Here is an 18,865-nt window from a genome sequence, read left to right as displayed (position 1 = left end):
GTCACCATCCGATACGCACGCCGAGATAGAGGTCCGGCTCGTGGCGGAACTTGTCCTCGTGGAAGTCCGCGTAGCGCCCCTTCAGGCTCAGCGCGGTGAGCGAGACCTCGTTGTCCGAACCGGGCGGACCGAAGCGGCGCGCGACGCGCAGGTCGAAGCGATCGGTGCGCGGCACGATGTCGCCGCCGTTCATCCAGTAGTACAGGCCGTTGTGGTAGTAGCCCAGGCTCGCCTGCCAGCGTCCGGGGAAGTCCTTGATCAGCAGCAGCGAGGTGGTCGCATGCGGTGCGCTGTTCGGGATGTCGCGGTCGCTGTAGGGCTCGCCATGGTCGATGCGGATGAAGGCCTGGGACAGTACCGCCCTGCCCCAGCCCGGCTTGCGCCAGTCGAGGGTGAATTCCGCACCGGTCATGCGGAAGTCGTCGACGTTGAGGAAATAGAAGCTCTTCTTGCCGGGGTCGATCGGAACATAGTCGGCCGGCTCGGGGCGCGGGCACTCTCCGAACACGCAGCTCTTGTCGTCGATGAAACGCCGGTAGTACTCGCGAAAGACACGCGCATCGAAGCCGAGTCCGAACGAACGCAGCTGCGCGACATAGCCCAGATCGACGAAGCGCATGCGCTCGCTCTGCAGCGGGTCGAAGACACGGAAGCCGATACGCCGGATCGTGTCGCCCTCGCGGTCGGTCTGGAAGGCTCGCGACTCCATCAGGCTGGGGGCGCGGTACGCCGTCCCGGTGGACAGGCGCAGGGCCGAGTCCTCGTCGAGGGCGTAGTTGAACGCAAGGCGGGGCGAGAACAGCCTGCCGCTGTAGTCATGGTGCTCGAGCGTGCCGCCGAGATCGATCTTGAGCGGATCGAGCGGGTTCCACGTGAGGCTGCCGAAGACCTGCCCATGGGTCGAATCCAGCCACCGTGTGGTGCCGAACAGGTGTAGCGAGCGCGCATGCTCGCTGCGCAGCCCGATACCGAGCATGCCGGTGAGACGCCGGCCGAGCCGGGTGTCGTATTGCAGCTCGAGATCGTGCCGCCTCGCCTCGCTGGCCCGGCTGGTCGGGAAGCTCGCGGTCGTCGTGCCTTGCGCCTGGATCACCGGCCAGCTCCCGCCGGCACGCTCGCCCTGGTGGAAATACTGCACGCTCAGCACGGATTCCGCGTCGATGTGGCGCCGCCAGCCGAATTGCAGGTGAAGCGCGCGGTCCTCCTCGGTGTGGGGCGGATAGTCGAGGTAGGCCTGGGCGCCGCGCTTGCTGTCGCCCTCGCTGACGCCAACCTGGAGGCCGAGCTCTTCGGCTGCGGACAACTGCAGCACTGCGCTGAAGTGGGCGGTGTTGCGGGTGAGCGACTCGGAAGAGTGCCAGTCCCCGAGCCGTTCCCGAAAGTGCGGTTCGAACGTCGTCAGCTCGCGCCGCGAGGCGGAGAGGCGCCAGTCGAAGGCGCTTCCGCCAGCCCCGTTCAGGCGCACGCCGTAATCACGGAAACCGTTCTTTCCAGTGCGCACGACGAACGCCCGCCCGCTCTCGGTGGAGGGCGCCCTCGTGATGATGTTGACCACCCCCTGGAAGGCATTGACGCCATAGGCCGCACCGTTGGGGCCGCGCACCACCTCGATGCGCTCGACATCGTCCACCCGCAAGGGCAGGTTGTCCCAGATCACGTTGCCCCACAGCGGGCTGTTGACGGTGCGCCCGTCCACCATCACCTTGATGCGGCGCGCATGGGCGTCGCCCAGGCCGTGGGTCGCCACCGTGGGGGGACCATCGGGATGGTCGGCCACGAGGAAGCCGGGCGCCAGGCGCAGAAGGTCGTGGATCTCGTTGAAACCCGAGGCGACGATCATCTCGCGATCGATCACGGTCACCGGCGCAGGCGCGTCGAGCGGCGACTGCGCCAGGCGCGATGCGGTCAGCACCATCGGAATCTCGCTGAAGAACGGGTCCGGGTCGCCCCATTCCGCACGCGCGTCGAGCGCGAGCAGGCCAAGCAGGACGAGGGGCCCCGCGTGCGAAGCCAGACCCCGCGTGCGCGGGTAGCGACTGGTATACGGATCCTGCATGACAAAGCGATTCCTACGGCTCCATGGCGAACTGAGCGCACCATCCAGCCTGCATTCTGCCCATTCCGGGGGCGCCGACAAGATACGTGCGCCGCCTTGGGTGAACCACGTCACGCATGCCAGCACACGGTCGCCGCCCGCCCTGCATGACATGACACGGCCCCGGCGCCGAGTGGCTGCCGGGGCCGTGGCGCACGCCGGAAGGCGCTCAGCTGCGGTAGTCGGCGTTGATCTTCACGTAGTCGTAGGAGAAGTCGCAGGTCCACACCGTGGCGGCGGCGTCGCCGCGGGCGAGCGCGATGCGCACCGTGAGCTCGGCGTGCTTCATGATGCGCGAGCCCGCCTCCTCGAGGTAGCTCGCCGCACGACCGCCGTGCTCGGCGACCAGCACCGACTCCTCGGGGTTGCCCAGCCACACGCGCAGCTTGGCGACGTCGAGGTCGTCGATGCCGGCATAGCCGATCGCCGCGAGGATGCGGCCGAGGTTGGGGTCGGAGGCGAAAAAGGCGGTCTTGACCAGGGGCGAGTGCGCCACCGCATAGCCCACCTTGCGGCATTCCTCGCGGTCGCGGCCGCCCTCGACCGCGATCGTCATGAACTTGGTCGCGCCCTCGCCATCGCGCACGATCGCCTGCGCGAGCCCGACCGCGACCTCGATCACCGCCGCGCGCAGGGCGCGGTAGTCCTCGCTGTCGACGTCGGCGATCTCGGCATTGCCGGCGGCGCCGGTGGCGATGAGGATGAAGGAATCGTTGGTCGAGGTGTCGCCATCGACGGTGATGCTGTTGAAGGACAGGTCGGCCGCCTCGCGCACCAAGTCATCGAGCAGGTCCTGCGCGATCGCCGCGTCGCAGGCGAGGAAGCCGAGCATGGTGGCCATGTTGGGCCTGATCATGCCTGCGCCCTTGCTGATGCCGGTGAGGGTGACCGTGCGCTCGCCGATGCGGACCTGACGCGACACCGCCTTGGCGAGGGTGTCGGTGGTCATGATCGCGTGCGCGGCGTCGAACCAGCCGTCGGCACGCAGGTCTGCGACCGCTCCGGGCAGCCCGGCGACCAGGCGGTCGACCGGCAGCGGCTCCAGGATCACGCCGGTCGAGAACGGCAGCACCTGACCCGCCTCGATGCCCAGTTCGCGCGCCAGCGCGGCGCAGCAGGCATTGGCGTTGGCCAGGCCCGGCTCGCCGGTGCCGGCGTTGGCGACACCGGTGTTGATGAGCAGCGCGCGGATCGCCCCGCCCGTCAGATGCTGGCGGCACACCTGCACCGGCGCCGCGCAGAAGCGGTTCTGCGTGAACACGCCGGCGACGCGGCTGCCCTCGGACAGCTCGATCACGGTGAGGTCGCGCCGGTTGGCCTTGCGGATGCCGGCTTCGGTCACGCCGAGGCGCACGCCCTTCACGGGCAGCAGTTCGGCAGGGTTCGGGGTGGCGAGATTGACGGCCATGCGGTTCTCCGGGACGGAAGGATCAGTTCAGTTTGCCGTGGCAGTGCTTGTATTTCTTGCCCGAGCCGCAGGGGCAGGGGTCGTTGCGGCCGACCTTGGGCCCGGCAGTGGCCGGCTGCGCGCCCGCCTGCTCGGCGCCACCGCCGAGCGCCTCGTCGTAGTCGGCGTGCTGGTACTGCACGTTCTCGACCTGCTGCGGCGTCTCGGCTTCCTCGAGCTGCGCCTCGGTGCGGATCTGTACCGTCATCAGGATCTTGGTGACGTCGGTGCGCACGGCGTCGAGCAGGCTCTCGAAGAGCTCGAAGGCCTCGCGCTTGTATTCCTGCTTGGGGTTCTTCTGCGCATAGCCGCGCAGGTGGATGCCCTGGCGCAGGTGGTCGAGCGCCGCGAGGTGCTCGCGCCAGTGGGTGTCGAGGCTCTGCAGCATCACGTTGCGCTCGAACTGGTGCCAGGCCGCCGGGTCGACCATCGCGGTCTTGGCGGCGTAGGCCTCCTCGCCGGCCTGCACCACGCGCTCGAGGATGGCCTCGTCGTCCAGGCTGGGCTCGGCCGTCACCCACGCGGCCACCGCCAGCTTGAGCTGGCACTCGGCGAGCAGCGCCTGCTCGAGCGCGGGCAGCTCCCATTGCTCCTCGACACTGTCGACCGGCACGTAGCGGCGGAAGATGTCGTGCAGCACGCCCTGGCGCATCGCGCGCACGGTGTCGGAGATGTCCTCGCTCTCGAGCAGCTCGTTGCGCTGCTGGTAGATCACCTTGCGCTGGTCGTTGGCGACGTCGTCGTACTCGAGCAGCTGCTTGCGGATGTCGAAGTTGCGCTGCTCGACCTTGCGCTGCGCCGACTCCAGCGAGCGCGTCACCATCGCGTGCTCGATCGCCTCGCCCTCGGGCATCTTCAGGCGGACCATGATCGCGTTCAGGCGCTCGCCGGCGAAGATCTTCATCAGCGGATCTTCGAGCGAGAGGAAGAAGCGGCTCGAGCCCGGGTCGCCCTGGCGCCCGGAGCGGCCGCGCAGCTGGTTGTCGATGCGGCGCGACTCGTGGCGCTCGGTGCCGATGATGTGCAGGCCGCCGGCGGCGATCACCTCGTCATGCACCTTCTGCCAGGCCTCGCGCAGGGCGGCGATCCTGGTCTCGCGCTGCGCGGGGTCGAGCGTGGCGTCGTCGCGCACCGCGGCGACCGGCTTCTCGATGTTGCCGCCGAGGACGATGTCGGTGCCACGGCCGGCCATGTTGGTCGCGATCGTGACCATGCCGGGCCGGCCGGCCTGCGCGACGATCTGCGCCTCGCTGTCGTGCTGCTTGGCGTTGAGCACCTGGTGCTCGATCTTCGCCTTCTTGAGCACGCCGGAAAGGAATTCGTTGGTCTCGATCGAGGTCGTGCCGACCAGCACCGGCTGGCCGCGCTCGACGCAGGCACGGATGTCCTCGATGACCGCGTTCCACTTCTCGCTCGCGGTGCGGTAGACCTTGTCGTTCTCGTCCCTGCGCCGGGTCGGGCGATTGGTCGGGATCACCACGGTCTCGAGCCCATAGATCTGCTGGAATTCGAAGGCCTCGGTGTCGGCCGTGCCGGTCATGCCCGCAAGCTTGCCGTACATGCGGAAGTAGTTCTGGAAGGTGATCGAGGCCAGGGTCTGGTTCTCGGCCTGGATGCGCACGCCTTCCTTGGCCTCGACCGCCTGGTGCAGGCCGTCGGACCAGCGCCGGCCAGGCATCAGGCGGCCGGTGAATTCGTCGACGATGACGACCTCGCCGTTCTGCACCACGTACTGCTGATCGCGGTGGTAGAGGGCGTGGGCACGCAGCGCCGCGTAGAGGTGATGCACCAGCAGGATGTTGCCGGGATCGTAGAGGCCGCCGCCCTCGGCGAGCAGGCCCATGCGCACGAGAATCTGCTCGGCGGTCTCGTGGCCCGCCTCGGTGAGCAGCACCTGGTGCGCCTTGAGGTCGACCGTGTAGTCGCCCGCCTCGATGACCTCGTCCTTGTCGTCGAGGCCGCCTTCCTGGCGCTTGAGCATCGGCGCGACCTGGTTCATCTTCAGGTAGAGATCGGTGTGGTCCTCGGCCTGGCCGGAGATGATCAGCGGCGTGCGCGCCTCGTCGATCAGGATGGAGTCGACCTCGTCCACGATCGCGAAGGCGAGCGCGCGCTGCACGCGCTCGCCGACCGCATACACCATGTTGTCGCGCAGGTAGTCGAAGCCGAACTCGTTGTTGGTGCCGTAGGTGATGTCGGCGGCGTAGGCGGCCTGCTTCTGGTCGTGCGACATGCGCGACAGGTTGCAGCCGGTGGTGAGCCCGAGGAAGCCGTAGATGCGCCCCATCCACTCGGCGTCGCGGCTGGCGAGGTAGTCGTTCACCGTGATCACATGGACGCCCTTGCCCGACAGCGCGTTGAGGTAGGCGGGCAGCGTGGCGACCAGGGTCTTGCCCTCGCCGGTGCGCATCTCGGCGATCTTGCCGTGGTGCAGCACCATGCCGCCGACGAGCTGGACGTCGAAGTGGCGCATGCCATGCACCCGCTTGCCGGCCTCGCGCACCACGGCGAAGGCTTCGGGCAGCAGTGCGTCGAGCGACTCTCCGTCGGCCACGCGCTGCCGGAACTCGGCCGTCTTGCCGCGCAGCGCCTCGTCGGACAGTGCGGAGATCTCCGCCTCGAAGGCGTTGATCTTGCGCACGGTGTGCATGTACTGGCGGACGAGGCGGTCGTTGCGACTACCGAAGATTTTCTTGAGCAGGCCGGAGATCATGTTTTTGGGTCGACGTCGATTCGGCAAAGGCGGGAGTTTATCATGGCGCACCCAGGCTCCCCGTGACGGTTCTCGCACGCATCCATGACCCGGCTGCTCTCACGCTTTCTCGGCGGCGACGCCCTCGCCCGCCTGCAAGACCATGCCGCGCGCCTGAACCGGCTGCAGGCGGTGCTCGACGGCATGCTTCCGCCACAGCTGCAGGGCCAGTGCCGGGTCGCGAACCTCAAGGAAGGCAGCCTGGTCGTGGCCGCACGCGGCGGCGCGGCGGCGGTGCGAGTGCGCCAGATCCTGCCCAGCCTGCTGGAGCGCCTGCAGCATGGCGGACATCCGGTACAGTCGATCAAGGTCAAGGTCGGCACGCCCGAGCAGACGGCTCCCGAACGCCACGCTCCGCAGCGACAGATCTCGGAGGCCGCGAAGGCCGAGCTGCACGACTTCGCCGACAGCCTGCCCGTCGACTCGCCGCTGCGCGCCTCCATCGAACGCCTGATCCGGCGCGCCTGAAGAGGCGCACGCCGGTCGCCGAACGGAGGGATCGCGACTTGCGTCGCTCCTACGAGAACCGCGACGCCCTCGCAGACCCCGCGTAGGAGCGCCGCAAGTCGCGATCGCGGCGCTGCGGTCCGCACCGCCCCGTAGGAGCGACGCGAGTCGCGATATCGGCGCTCCGGTCCGCGCCGCCCCCCGCGGAAGTCAGGCGACCGGGGCGAGCACGCGCTCGATGGCGAACAGCGCGAACAGCACGAACAGCATCACCAAGGTGGCGCGCAAGGCCTTCCATGCCCACGCCTTGTAGCGCGGGTTGCCGGTGAGCAGCCACAGGATCGCCGAGCCACCGATCGACAGCACCGCGAGCAACAGCAGCAGGCGCATGATCAGCATGCGTACGCCCCTCGACGGCGCGCGTCGACGTCCTCGCCCGCAGCGGCGGCACGCATGCAGCCGGGATCGAGGCCAGGCGCGGCGCGTGCGCTCACCGGGATACGACCGGACACGAAGCGCCCGTTCATGCGAGGGCTACGAGCGGCGCGAACTGGTGCGAGACCGCGGGCGGGGTCGCGGCCTCCTGGTCGAAGCTCACCAGTTCCCAGGCCTCCTTCTCCTCGAGCAGCACGCGCAGGATCTGGTTGTTGAGCGCATGGCCGGCCTTGTGCGCCGAATACGACGCGAGCAAGGGGTGGCCGCACAGGTAGAGGTCGCCGATCGCGTCCAGCACCTTGTGTTTGACGAACTCGTCGGCGTAGCGCAGGCCCTCGGCATTGAGCACGCGGTACTCGTCCATCACGATCGCATTCTCCAGGCTGCCGCCGAGCGCCAGCCCGTTGGCCTGCATGAACTCGACGTCCTGCATGAAGCCGAAGGTGCGCGCGCGCGCGACGTCGCGTATGTAGGAGTCACGGGCGAAATCGACCTCGACCCGGGTCGAGGTGCTGTCGATCGCGGGATGGTTGAACACGATCGAGAACGCCAGGCGGAAGCCATCGTAGGGTTCGAGCCGGACCCACTTGTCGCCCTCCACGTACTCGACCGCCTTCTTCACGCGCAGGAACTTCTTCGCCGCCCTCTGCTCCTCGATGCCGGCCGACTGGAGCAGGAACACGAAGGGGGCGGAGCTGCCATCGAGGATCGGGATCTCGGGCGCATCGACGTCCACATGCAGGTTGTCGATGCCCAGCCCGGCCAGCGCCGACATCAGGTGCTCGACCGTTCCGACCTTGTGCCCGCCCTGCTCCAGCCCGGAGCACATGCGCGTGTCGCACACTGCATAGGGATCGGCAGGAAGGGTCAGGGGCGGGTCGAGGTCGACGCGGTGGAAGACGATGCCGGTGTCGGGCGCCGCCGGCCGCAGGGTCAGGGTCACCTTGCGACCGCCGTGCAAGCCGACGCCGGTCGCCGTGACGACGGATTTCAGGGTGCGCTGCCGGATCATGGTCTTTTTCCTCTTCGATGCGCGATTTTAACATGCACCCCCGCAGCCCCCCGGCGATCGCGCCGATGCATCCGGGCTATTGCGCAAGCGGATGTTGCGCGCCCGACGCCAGCCGGTAAACGGCGGAACCCCCGCACGGGCCGGAGGCGACGGCCCGTGCGGGGGTTCCGGTTCGTGGCCGCCGCGGCGGCGGCCACCCGGGCGGAGGTCAGTCCGCCTGGCGGCGCAGGAAGGCCGGGATGTCGTAGGTGCCCACACCGCTGGTGCTCATCGCCTCGACGGTGGTGCGGCGACCGCTGCGCATCACCGCCGGCACGTCGAGATTGGTCACGTCGACCGCGCCACCCATGGCCGGGCCGTAGGTGCCGGTGCCCTGCACCACCTGCATCACCGGCTGGCGCGCGGCGCGCGGCGCGCCGAGTCCGGTGGCCACCACGGTGATGCGGATGCGGTCTTCCATGGTGTCGTCGAACACGGTGCCGTACTTGACGAAGGCTTCGGGCGCGGCGAAGGCCTGCACGGTCTTCACCGCGTCGCGCACTTCGGACATCTTCAGCGACTTGCTCGCGGTGATGTTGATCAGCACGCAGCGCGCGCCGGAGAGCTCGGTGCCCTCGAGCAGCGGCGACACCGCGGCCTGCTCGGCGGCGATGCGTGCGCGGTCCATGCCGGCGGCCTCGGCCGAGCCCATCATCGCGCGGCCCATCTCGGCCATCGCGGTGCGGACGTCCTGGAAGTCGACGTTGACCAGGCCGGGCACGTTGATGATCTCGGCGATGCCGCCCACGGCCGAGCGCAGCACGTTGTCGGCCGAGCGGAAGCACTCCTCAAAGCCGGCGTCGTCGCCGAAGACCTCGAGCAGCTTGTCGTTGAGCACGACGATCAGCGAGTCGACGTGGCGGGTGAGTTCCTCGATGCCGCTCTCGGCGACGCGGATGCGGTTCTCGAAATCGAACGGCTTGGTCACCACGGCGACGGTCAGGAGACCCATCTCCTTGGCGATCTCGGCCACCACCGGTGCCGCACCGGTGCCGGTACCGCCACCCATGCCGCCGGTGATGAACACCATGTGCGCACCCTCGAGCGCGGCGGAGATGGCATCGCGCGACTCCTGCGCGGCGGCGCGACCCGCCTCCGGCTTGGAGCCGGCACCCAGGCCGGTGATGCCGAGCTGGACCTTGACCGGGGCGAGGCAGCGCTTGAGCGCCTGCGCGTCGGTGTTGGCGGAGATGAAATGCACTCCCTTCACGCCCTCGCGGATCATGTGGTCGACCGCGTTGCCGCCCGCACCGCCGACGCCGACCACCTTGATCACCGTACCGGTGGCTTCCTTCTCAACGATTTCAAACATTAGCCTCGCCTCCTGAATTGACTGCCCCGCGCGGCACCGATCGCCAGCCGGCCTGCATCTAGTAATTCGGCCGGGAGTTTACTACTAAATAAGCGATGGTGATCGGCCCACATCCAAAATGAAAACCGCCCGAAAACCCGTTCAGAAATTGCGTTCGAACCAGGCCTTCATGCGCCCGAAAAACTGTTTCACGCTGCGCGTGTCGCGCGCCTGCAGCCCCCTGCGACGCTGCACGGCGCCCTCCATGACCAGGCCCATCGCGGTGGCGTAGCGCGGCTGGCAGACCACGTCGGCAAGGCCGCCGTCGTACTGCGGCGCGCCCACGCGCGCGGGCATGTGGAAGACGTCCTCGGCGAGCTCGGCCATGCCGCGCATCACCGCCGAGCCCCCGGTCAGCACGATGCCCGAGGACAGCAGCTCCTCGTAGCCGCTGCGGCGCAGTTCGGCCTGCACCAGCTCGAAGAGCTCGGAGACGCGCGGCTCGATCACGTCGGCGAGTGCCTGGCGCGAGAGCTTGCGCGGCGGGCGATCGCCCACGCCCGGGACCTCGATCATCTCCTCGGGGTCGGCCATGTGGTGCATCGCCACGCCATGGCGGATCTTGATCTCCTCCGCCTCGGCGGTGGGCGTGCGCAGCGCCATGGCGATGTCGTTGGTGATCTGGTCGCCGGCGACCGGGATCACCGCGGTATGGCGGATCGCGCCCTGGGTGAACACGGCGATGTCGGTCGTTCCGCCGCCGATATCGACCATGCACACGCCGAGTTCCTTCTCGTCCTCGGTCAGCACGGCGTGGCTGGAGGCGAGCGGCTGCAGGCTCAGATCCATGACCTCCAGCCCGCAGCGGCGCACGCACTTGATCACGTTCTGCGCCGCCGACACCGCGCCGGTGACGATGTGCACCTTGACCTCGAGCCGCACCCCGCTCATGCCGATCGGCTCGCGCACGCCGCCCTGGCCGTCGATGATGAACTCCTGGGTCAGGATATGCAGGATCTGCTGCTCGGCCGGGATCGGCATCGCGCGCGCGACCTCGATCACGCGCTCGACGTCGAGCGGCGAGACCTCCTTCTCCTTGATCGCGACCGTGCCGCTGGAGTTGAAGCTCTTGATGTGGCTGCCGGCCAGCCCGGTGTAGACCTCGTGGATCTTGCAGTCGGCCATCAGCTCGACCTCCTGCACCACGCGCGAGATCGCGTCCACCGTGGCCTCGATGTTCACCACCACGCCGCGCTTGAGGCCGTTGGTGGACTGGGTGCCGAGGCCGACGACGTTGAGTCGCCCGTCGGGCTTCACCTCGGCGACCATGCAGGTGACCTTGGCGGTGCCGATGTCCAGGCCGACGATCAGTTCGTTGTATTGCTTGCTCATTTCCTGCCTTTCCGGGCGGCGGGCGCGACGGGCTGGTGGAGCACCGAGGCGTCGGCCGGGGTCAGTGCGAACCCGCCCGCATAGCGCAGGTCCGCGGTCTTGATGTCGATGTCGATCTGTTCGTGAACGCGCGGCCACACCGCGATGAAGCGGCGCAGCCGTTCCATCAGCGGAGACTTGTCCTGCTCGCGCCCGAGCACGATGGTCATGCCGTTATCGAGCTGCAGCTGCCAGGCCTCGCGCGCCGACAAGGCCAGCCCGACCAGGCGCACGCCGAGCGGCTGCAGCATGCTGGAGAACTCGGCATGGCGTGCGAGCAGCCAGCCCGCCGACCCCTGCGGGCCGTCGAACTGGGGCATGTCGGCGTTGGAAGCGGCGACGAAAACCTCGCCCTGGCGGTTGACCAGGCGCGCCTCGCCGCTCTCGGACACCGTCCAGTAGGCCACCGCCTCGTGTTCTTCCAGGCGCAGCTCGAGCGCGTCGGGCCAGCGCCGGCGCACCTCGGCCTTGCGCACCCAGGGCAGCTTCTCGAAAGTTTCCTTCACGCCGTCGAGGTCGACGGTGAAGAAGTTGCCCTGCACCGCGAGGCGGGCGGCGTAGTCGAGCTGTTCGACGGTGACCTGGCCGGGGTCGGTGAGCACCACCAGCTCGCGCAGCGGGAACAGCGGCCGCGACACGAACCAGATCACCAGCGCCCAGCCGAGCGCCACCGCCGCACCCAGGGTGAGCAGGTCGGAGATCAGGTTGAGCAACGCGGGCCGATGCCACAGGCCGCGCTCCGCACCCGCGCGCGCCGCTCCGCCCGCCGCCGGACGGCGGGCGGAGCGGATCGACGCGGGACGGATGCCGGCTTCAGCCAAGGCGGGCTCCCTGCAGGATCTCGAGGCACAGCGCGGTGAAGTCCAGCCCCGCCACGCGCGCCGACATCGGCACCAGCGAGTGGCCGGTCATGCCGGGAGAAGTGTTCATCTCGAGCAGGTAGGGGCGGCCGTCCTCGGTGAGGATGAGGTCGGCGCGGCCCCAGCCGCGGCAGCCGAGCACGCGCGCGCACTTCATCACCATCGCCTGCAGCTCCGCCTCCTGCGCGGCGGGCAGGCCGCTGGGGCAGTCGTAGCGCGTGTCGTCGGTGAAGTACTTGTGCTGGTAGTCGTAGTTGCCGCCGGGGGCGACGATGCGCACCAGCGGCAGCGCGCGGTCCTCGAGGAAGGGGGCGGTGAGCTCGGCGCCGCAGATGAACTCCTCGGCGATCACCAGGCGGTCGTAGCGCGCCGCGAGCTCCCACGCGGCGCGCAGCTGGCCCGCCTCGACCACCTTGGTCGCGCCCATGCTCGAGCCCTCGTGCACCGGCTTGACGAAGATCGGCAGGCCGAGTTCGGCCACCACCGCGTCCCAGTCGGAGTCGTGCTCCAGGATCGCGTAGCGCGGCGTCGGCAGGCCGGCGGACAGCCACACCATCTTGGTGCGCCACTTGTCCATCGACAGCGCGGAGGCCATCACGCCGCTGCCGGTATAGGGGATGCCCATCAGCTCGAGCGCGCCCTGCACCGTGCCGTCCTCGCCACCGCGCCCATGGAGGGCGATGAAGGCGCGCTCGAAGCCCTCTTCCTTGAGGACGTGCAGGTCGCGCTCCGCGGGATCGAAGGCGTGCGCATCCACCCCCGCGGCCTGCAGCGCGGCGAGCACCGCAGCGCCCGACATCAGCGAAACCTCGCGCTCGGCAGACGAACCGCCGAACAGCACCGCAACCTTTCCGAACCGGGCCTTCACGCTGCTTCCTCGATGCTGGCGAGCTTGCCCGGCACCGCGCCGATGCTGCCCGCTCCCATGGTGATGACGACGTCGCCGTCGCGCGCGGCGGACAGGATCATGCGCGGCATGTCGGCGATCTCCTCGACGAAGACGGGCTCGACCGTGCCGGCGACGCGGATCGCGCGCGCGAGCGAGCGGCCGTCGGCGGCGACGATCGGGGTCTCGCCGGCGGCATAGACCTCGGCCAGCAGCAGCGCATCCACGGTCGACAGCACCTTGACGAAGTCCTCGAAGCAATCGCGTGTGCGCGTGTAGCGATGGGGCTGGAAGGCCAGCACCAGGCGGCGGCCGGGGAAGGCGCCGCGTGCCGCGGCGATGGTCGCCGCCATCTCCACCGGGTGGTGGCCGTAGTCGTCGACCAGCGTGAAGCGGCCGGCCTCATCGCCGTCCTGGTCGTGCAGCGCGACCTCGCCGTAGCGCTGGAAGCGCCGGCCGACGCCGTTGAACTCGGCGAGCGCCTTGACGATCGCCGCGTCCGGCACCTGCACCTCGGTGGCCACCGCGATCGCGGCGAGCGCGTTGAGCACGTTGTGCAGGCCGGGCAGGTTGAGCTCGATCGACAGGCGCGAGGTCGTGCCGTTGACCCGCACGCAGTCGAACCGCATGCGCCCGCCCTCGGCGCGCACGTTCTCGGCGCGGATGTTGGCGGTCTCCGAGAAGCCGTAGCGCACAATCTGCTTGGCCACCTGCGGGATGATCTCGCGCACGTTGGGGTCGTCCTCGCACAGCACCGCCACGCCGTAGAAGGGCAGGCGGTGGAGGAAGTCGACGAAGGCCTGCTTGACCCGGCCGAAGTCGTGGCCGTAGGTGTCCATGTGGTCGGCGTCGATGTTCGTGACCACCGAGATCACCGGGTTGAGCAGCAGGAAGGAGGCGTCGGACTCGTCCGCCTCGGCCACCAGGTAGTCGCCCGTGCCGAGGCGCGCGTTGGCGCCGGCGGCGTTGAGGCGCCCGCCGATCACGAAGGTGGGGTCGATGCCGCCCTCGGCGAGGATGCTCGCCACCAGCGAGGTGGTGGTGGTCTTGCCGTGGGTGCCGGCGATCGCGATACCGTGCTTGAAGCGCATCAGCTCAGCGAGCATCTGCGCGCGCGGCACCACAGGGATGTGGCGCTCGCGCGCCGCGACCACCTCCGGGTTGTCGGCCTTCACCGCGGTCGACACCACCACCACGTCGGCGTCGGCGACGTTGGCCGCGTCATGCCCGCGCACCACGTGCGCGCCCATCTTGTGCAGGCGGCGGGTGGCGGCGTTGTCGCCAAGGTCCGAACCGCTGACGCGATAACCCTGGTTGGCGAGGACCTCGGCGATGCCGCTCATGCCCGCGCCGCCGATGCCGACAAAGTGGATGTTCCTGACCTTGTGCTTCATGCTTGTTCTCCACCGCCCAGCTCGGCGCACACGTGCGCCACCGCGACGGCCGCGAGCGGCTTCGCGAGCGCGCGCGCGTTCTCGGCCATGTGCAGCAGGCGGCCGCGGTCAAGACTGGACAGGATGCCCGCCAGGCGGTCGGGCGTTAGTTCGGATTGCGGCAGCAGATAGGCGCCGCCGCGGTCGGCGAGGAAGCGCGCGTTGCCGGTCTGGTGGTCGTCCACCGCGTAGGGGAAGGGCACCAAGAGGCTGGCCACCCCGGCCGCGGCGAGCTCGGCCACGGTGAGCGCGCCGGCGCGGCAGATCACCAGGTCGGCGTCGGCGTAGGCCGCCGCCATGTCGTCGATGAAGGGGCGCAGCTCGCCGTCGACCTGGGCGCGCGCGTACGCCGCGCGCAAGGCCTCGATCTGGCGTTCGCCAGCCTGATGCACCACCACCGGGCGCTGCTCGGCGGGAAGGCGCAGCAGCGCCTGCGGCACGGTCTCGTTGAGCACCGCGGCGCCCAGGCTGCCACCCACCACCAGCACGCGCAGCGGGCCCGAGCGTCCGGCCATGCGTTCGGCCGGCGGCAGTACCGCGGCGATCTCGGCGCGCACCGGGTTGCCCATCCACTCGGCCTGTTCCAGCACCTCGGGGAAGCCGCTCAGCACGCGGTCGGCCACGCGCGCGAGCACACGGTTGGCCAGGCCGGCGACCGAGTTCTGCTCGTGCAGCACGAGCGGACGCCCGAGCAGCGCGGCCATCATGCCGCCCGGAAAGGTGATGTAGCCCCCCATGCCCAGCACCACGTCGGGGCGGACGCGGCGGATCTCGCGCAGCGCCTGCCAGAAGCCGGAGAGCAGGGTCACCGGCAGCAGCAGCTTGCGCAGCAGGCCCTTGCCGCGCAGCGCACCGAAGCGCACCCAGGCGGTGTCGTAGCCGCGCGGCGGCACGATGCGCGCCTCCATGCCCTCGGGGTTGCCCATCCAGACGATGCGCCAACCCCGGGCACGCAGCTCCTCGGCCACCGCGATGCCCGGGAAGATGTGGCCGCCGGTGCCGCCGGCCATCACCATCAGCGTCTTCATGCACGCCCCCCACGCAGGAGCTGGCGGTTCTCCCAGTCCACCCGGAGCAGGATGGCGAGCGCGACGCAGTTGGCGACGATGCCCGAGCCGCCGAAGCTCATCAGCGGCAGGGTCAGGCCCTTGGTGGGCAGCAGCCCCATGTTCACACCCATGTTGATGAAGGACTGGATGCCGATCCACAAGCCGATGCCCTGGGCGACCAGGCCCGCGAAGTAGCGCTCGAGCTTGATCGCCTCGCGCCCGATGATGAAGGCGCGGTGCACCACCAGCGCGAACAGCGCCACCACGGTCAGCACGCCGGCGAAGCCGAGTTCCTCGGCGATCACGGCGAGCAGGAAGTCGGTGTGCGCCTCGGGCAGGTAGAAGAGCTTCTCGACGCTGCCGCCGAGGCCGACGCCGAACCACTCGCCGCGCCCGAAGGCGATCAGCGAATGGGAGAGCTGGTAGCCCTTGCCGTAGGCGTCCTGCCAGGGGTCCATGAAGCCGAAGATGCGATCGCGGCGGTAGGGCGAGGTCCAGATCAGGATCACGAAGCCGATCACCGCCACCACCGCGAGGAGCACGAACACGCGCACGTTCACGCCGCCGAGGAAGAGCACGCCGAAGGCGATCGTGGTGATCACGACGAAGGCGCCGAAGTCGGGCTCGCGCAGCAGCAGGAAGCCGACGAGCAGGATCACCGCCATCATCGGCACGAAGCCCTTCACGAAGCTGCCCATGACGTCGAGCTTGCGCACCGTGTAGTCGGCGGCATAGAGCGCCGCGAAGATCTTCATGAGCTCGGAGGGCTGCAGGTTCACCGGCCCGAGCGAGAGCCAGCGCTGTGCGCCATTGACCTCGCGACCGATGCCCGGGATGAGCACCACCACGAGCAATACCACCCCGGCGACGAAGAGCGCCGGGGCGAGCTGCTGCCAGCGCGCCATCGGCAGCTGGAAGGCCATCAGGCCGAGGCCGATGCCGACAGCAAGGAAGACTGCATGGCGCAGGAGGAAATAGTGCGACTGGTAGGCCGTGAAGCGGCTGCCCTCGGCGATCGCGATCGATGCCGAATACACCATGACCAGACCGAGCAGCAGCAGGCCGACCGCAGCCCAGATCAACAGCAGGTCGAGTTCGCGCGCCGGCGCCCCCTGGCGCCCGAGGCGCCCGCTCGCCGCGCGCGCCGGATCGGCCGCGCCACCTTCGCGCTGGAGCAGGCCGGTGAGGGTGCTGGCGAACTTCATCGCGGCTTCACTCCGGGCAGGCGACGCACCGCAGCGACGAACACCTCGGCGCGGTGGGCGTAGTTGCGGAACATGTCGAGGCTGGCGCAGGCGGGCGAGAGCAGGACCGCGTCACCCGCCTGCGCCCAGGCATTGGCGCGCGCCACCGCGGCATCGAGGTCGGGCGCGCGCTCGATCGCCACGCCGCATCCCGCCACCGCCTGCTCGATGCGGTCGGCGTCGCGACCGATCAGCAGCAGCGCGCGCGCCTTGCCGGCGAGTACCGGGGCGAGCGGCGAGAAGTCCTGGCCCTTGCCGTCACCGCCGGCGATCAGCACCACCGGGCAGTCCATGCCGGCGAGCGCAGCCACCGTGGCGCCGACGTTGGTGCCCTTGGAGTCGTCGTAGAAGCGCACGCCGTCGGCGCGCTCGGCGACCAGCTCGACGCGGTGCGGCAGGCCGCGGAAGGCCTTCAGCCCGGGGATCAGCGCCTGCGGCGCGATCCCCAGGCCACCCTCGCAGAGCGCAAGCGCGGCGAGCGCGTTGGCAGCGTTGTGGCGGCCGGCGAGCGGCAGATCGGCGAGTGCGAGCAGACGCTCACCGCCGCGCACCAGCCAGGCGCGGCCGTCGAGGTCGGCCAGACCGTAGTCGGCGTCGCTCGCCGGCGCCGCGGTGCCGAAGCGGATCGTGCGCCGGCCGGGCAGCGCCATGGCCGCCACGCGCGCGTCCTCGCGAGCGAGCACCTGCACGCCCTCGCCCTGGAAGATCGCCGCCTTGGTGGCGGCATATTCCTCGAGGTCGGCGTAGCGGTCGAGGTGGTCGTCGGTGACGTTGAGTACGGTTGCCGCCTCGGCGTCCAGGCCCCGCATGGTCTCGATCTGGAAGCTGGAGAGTTCCAGCACCCAGCACGCGGGCAGCGCGGCGCCGATCTCCAGGCGCTCCATCAGCACGTCGAGCGCCGCCGGGCTGATGTTGCCGGCGGCGACCGCGTCGATGCCGACCGACTGCGCCAGCGCCGCGGTGAGCGCGGTCGTGGTGGTCTTGCCGTTGGTGCCGGTGATGGCGAGGATGCGCGTCTGCGCGCGCACGCCGAGCTCGTCGAGCGCCTGCGCGAGCAGGCTCATCTCGCCGGTGAGCGGCAGGCCGCGCCGACGCGCCTGCGCGGCGACCCCGACGCGCGGGTCGAGCCCGGGGCTGAGCGCGACCAGATCGACCCCGTCGAGCACCTCGTCGCCGAAGCTGCCCAGGAAGATCTCGGCCAGCGGCGCGTCCGCCTTCAGCGCGTCGACCCCGGGCGGGACGGCGCGGCTGTCGGCCACGCGCACGCGCGCCCCGCGCAGGGCGCACCAGCGCGCCATGGCCAGGCCCGATTCGCCGAGCCCGAGGACGAGGACGTGTTTTCCGGTGAGTGCGCTCATCGCAGCTTCAGCGTCGACAGCCCGAACAGCACCAGCATGATGGTGATGATCCAGAAGCGGACCACGACCTGGGTCTCCTTCCAGCCACCCAGTTCGTAATGGTGGTGCAGCGGCGCCATGCGGAAGATGCGCTTGCCGCCGGTGGCCTTGAAGTACAGCACCTGCACCATCACCGACAGCGTCTCGGCGACGAACAGGCCGCCCATGATGAAGAGCACGATCTCCTGGCGCACGATCACCGCGATCGTGCCGAGCGCGGCACCGAGCGCGAGCGCGCCGACGTCGCCCATGAAGACCTCCGCCGGGTAGGCGTTGAACCACAGGAAGCCCAAGCCCGCGCCGCAGATCGCGCCGCAGAACACCGCCAGTTCGCCCGCGCCCGCCACATAGGGCACGCCGAGGTACTTCGAGAAGCCGACGTGACCGGCGACATAGGCGAAGATCGCCAGTGCCGCAGCCACCATCACCGTCGGCATGATCGCCAGGCCGTCGAGGCCGTCGGTGAGGTTCACCGCGTGGCTGGTGCCGTTGATGACGAAGTAGGTCAGCGCGATGAAACCGAAGATGCCCAGCGGGTACGCAATCGCCTTGAAGAAGGGCACGATCAGTTCGGTTTCGGCCGGGGTGTCTGCGGTGACTCCGAGATAGATCGCCGCGGCGAGCGCGATCGCCGAGGTCCACAGGTATTTCCAGCGGCTCGCCAGCCCCTTCGGATCGCGATGCACGACCTTGCGCCAGTCATCCACCCAGCCCACGGCGCCGAAACCCAGGGTCACCAGCAGGGTCACCCACACGTAGGCGTTCTTCAGGTCGCCCCACAACAGGATGGTGACGCCGATCGCGATCAGGATCAGCGCGCCGCCCATCGTGGGCGTGCCGGCCTTGGTGAGGTGCGACTTGGGGCCGTCGTCGCGCACGGCCTGGCCGATCTTCTTGGCCGCGAGCCAGCGGATGACGGCGGGGCCGGCGATCAGCGAGATCGCCAGTGCGGTGAGAGCGGCGAGCACCGTCCGCAGCGTGATGTAGCCGAAGACGTTGAAGCCACGAATGTCCTGGCCGAGCCAGAGAGCGAGTTCCAACAACATG

At 69.4% G+C, this 18,865-nt stretch carries 15 protein-coding genes; 1 reads left to right on the top strand and 14 read right to left on the bottom strand.

The genetic code is table 11. The features are described 5' to 3' along the window. Position 1: 1 nt before the first annotated feature. The 3 genes from PO78_RS08780 to secA all read right to left on the bottom strand — a co-directional run bounded on the left by PO78_RS08780 (position 2) and on the right by secA (position 6,255). Complete coding sequence (locus tag PO78_RS08780) at positions 2-2,056, bottom strand: TonB-dependent receptor plug domain-containing protein (protein WP_012585941.1); 2,055 nt, start codon at positions 2,054-2,056, stop codon at positions 2-4. Positions 2,057-2,264: 208 nt separating this feature from the next. Beyond that, positions 2,265-3,503, bottom strand: coding sequence for a bifunctional glutamate N-acetyltransferase/amino-acid acetyltransferase ArgJ (gene argJ / locus PO78_RS08775; RefSeq protein ID WP_004306284.1), 1,239 nt, complete (start codon positions 3,501-3,503; stop codon positions 2,265-2,267). 22 nt (positions 3,504-3,525) lie between these two features. After that, positions 3,526-6,255, bottom strand: a complete 2,730-nt coding sequence (gene secA, locus PO78_RS08770; RefSeq protein ID WP_012585942.1) for a preprotein translocase subunit SecA — start codon at positions 6,253-6,255, stop codon at positions 3,526-3,528. 84 nt (positions 6,256-6,339) lie between these two features. Here secA and PO78_RS08765 point away from each other — a divergent pair, with 84 nt between their 5' ends. Beyond that, on the top strand, positions 6,340-6,762 hold the full coding sequence (locus PO78_RS08765; protein ID WP_004306279.1) for a DciA family protein: 423 nt from the start codon (positions 6,340-6,342) through the stop codon (positions 6,760-6,762). Positions 6,763-6,951: 189 nt separating this feature from the next. Here the strand turns inward: PO78_RS08765 and PO78_RS08760 are convergent, their stop codons facing one another. From PO78_RS08760 to mraY, 11 genes are all read right to left on the bottom strand, one after another. Continuing rightward, positions 6,952-7,140 carry a hypothetical protein gene (locus PO78_RS08760; RefSeq protein ID WP_004306278.1) on the bottom strand — a complete coding sequence of 63 codons (189 nt, stop codon included), beginning with the start codon at positions 7,138-7,140 and terminating at the stop codon, positions 6,952-6,954. 124 nt (positions 7,141-7,264) lie between these two features. Then, positions 7,265-8,188, bottom strand: coding sequence for a UDP-3-O-acyl-N-acetylglucosamine deacetylase (lpxC, locus tag PO78_RS08755; RefSeq protein ID WP_012585944.1), 924 nt, complete (start codon positions 8,186-8,188; stop codon positions 7,265-7,267). A 208-nt stretch (positions 8,189-8,396) separates the two neighbouring features. Beyond that, the gene (gene ftsZ, locus PO78_RS08750) at positions 8,397-9,539 is read right to left on the bottom strand and encodes a cell division protein FtsZ (RefSeq protein WP_004306274.1); all 1,143 of its coding nucleotides are present in this window, start codon (positions 9,537-9,539) and stop codon (positions 8,397-8,399) included. Positions 9,540-9,680: 141 nt separating this feature from the next. Further along, positions 9,681-10,910 (bottom strand): cell division protein FtsA, encoded by a 1,230-nt coding sequence (ftsA, locus tag PO78_RS08745; protein ID WP_004306272.1) that lies wholly within the window; start codon positions 10,908-10,910, stop codon positions 9,681-9,683. After that, complete coding sequence (locus tag PO78_RS08740; protein ID WP_012585945.1) at positions 10,907-11,770, bottom strand: cell division protein FtsQ/DivIB; 864 nt, start codon at positions 11,768-11,770, stop codon at positions 10,907-10,909. Before PO78_RS08740 ends, ftsA begins: the two co-directional genes overlap by 4 nt. After that, the gene (locus PO78_RS08735) at positions 11,763-12,677 is read right to left on the bottom strand and encodes a D-alanine--D-alanine ligase (protein ID WP_004304325.1); all 915 of its coding nucleotides are present in this window, start codon (positions 12,675-12,677) and stop codon (positions 11,763-11,765) included. The genes PO78_RS08740 and PO78_RS08735 overlap by 8 nt, the downstream gene beginning before the upstream one ends. Further along, on the bottom strand, positions 12,674-14,089 hold the full coding sequence (gene murC / locus PO78_RS08730; RefSeq protein ID WP_004304323.1) for a UDP-N-acetylmuramate--L-alanine ligase: 1,416 nt from the start codon (positions 14,087-14,089) through the stop codon (positions 12,674-12,676). The genes PO78_RS08735 and murC overlap by 4 nt, the downstream gene beginning before the upstream one ends. After that, entirely contained in the window at positions 14,086-15,156 is a 1,071-nt protein-coding gene (murG, locus tag PO78_RS08725) for an undecaprenyldiphospho-muramoylpentapeptide beta-N-acetylglucosaminyltransferase (protein WP_004304321.1), read from the bottom strand. The genes murC and murG overlap by 4 nt, the downstream gene beginning before the upstream one ends. Further along, positions 15,153-16,382: a putative lipid II flippase FtsW gene (ftsW, locus tag PO78_RS08720; protein WP_004304320.1), complete on the bottom strand. Its 1,230-nt coding sequence runs from the start codon at positions 16,380-16,382 to the stop codon at positions 15,153-15,155. The genes murG and ftsW overlap by 4 nt, the downstream gene beginning before the upstream one ends. Further along, positions 16,379-17,779 (bottom strand): UDP-N-acetylmuramoyl-L-alanine--D-glutamate ligase, encoded by a 1,401-nt coding sequence (murD, locus tag PO78_RS08715; protein ID WP_043743229.1) that lies wholly within the window; start codon positions 17,777-17,779, stop codon positions 16,379-16,381. The genes ftsW and murD overlap by 4 nt, the downstream gene beginning before the upstream one ends. Next, the gene (gene mraY, locus PO78_RS08710; protein WP_043743227.1) at positions 17,776-18,864 is read right to left on the bottom strand and encodes a phospho-N-acetylmuramoyl-pentapeptide-transferase; all 1,089 of its coding nucleotides are present in this window, start codon (positions 18,862-18,864) and stop codon (positions 17,776-17,778) included. The genes murD and mraY overlap by 4 nt, the downstream gene beginning before the upstream one ends. Position 18,865: the final 1 nt, after the last annotated feature.

Origin of the sequence: Thauera sp. SWB20 (assembly GCF_000831325.1) — a bacterium.
Lineage (GTDB): Bacteria > Pseudomonadota > Gammaproteobacteria > Burkholderiales > Rhodocyclaceae > Thauera > Thauera aminoaromatica.
Note: the sequence above shows the minus strand (reverse complement) of the source record. Positions and strands in the feature narration are given on the sequence as shown.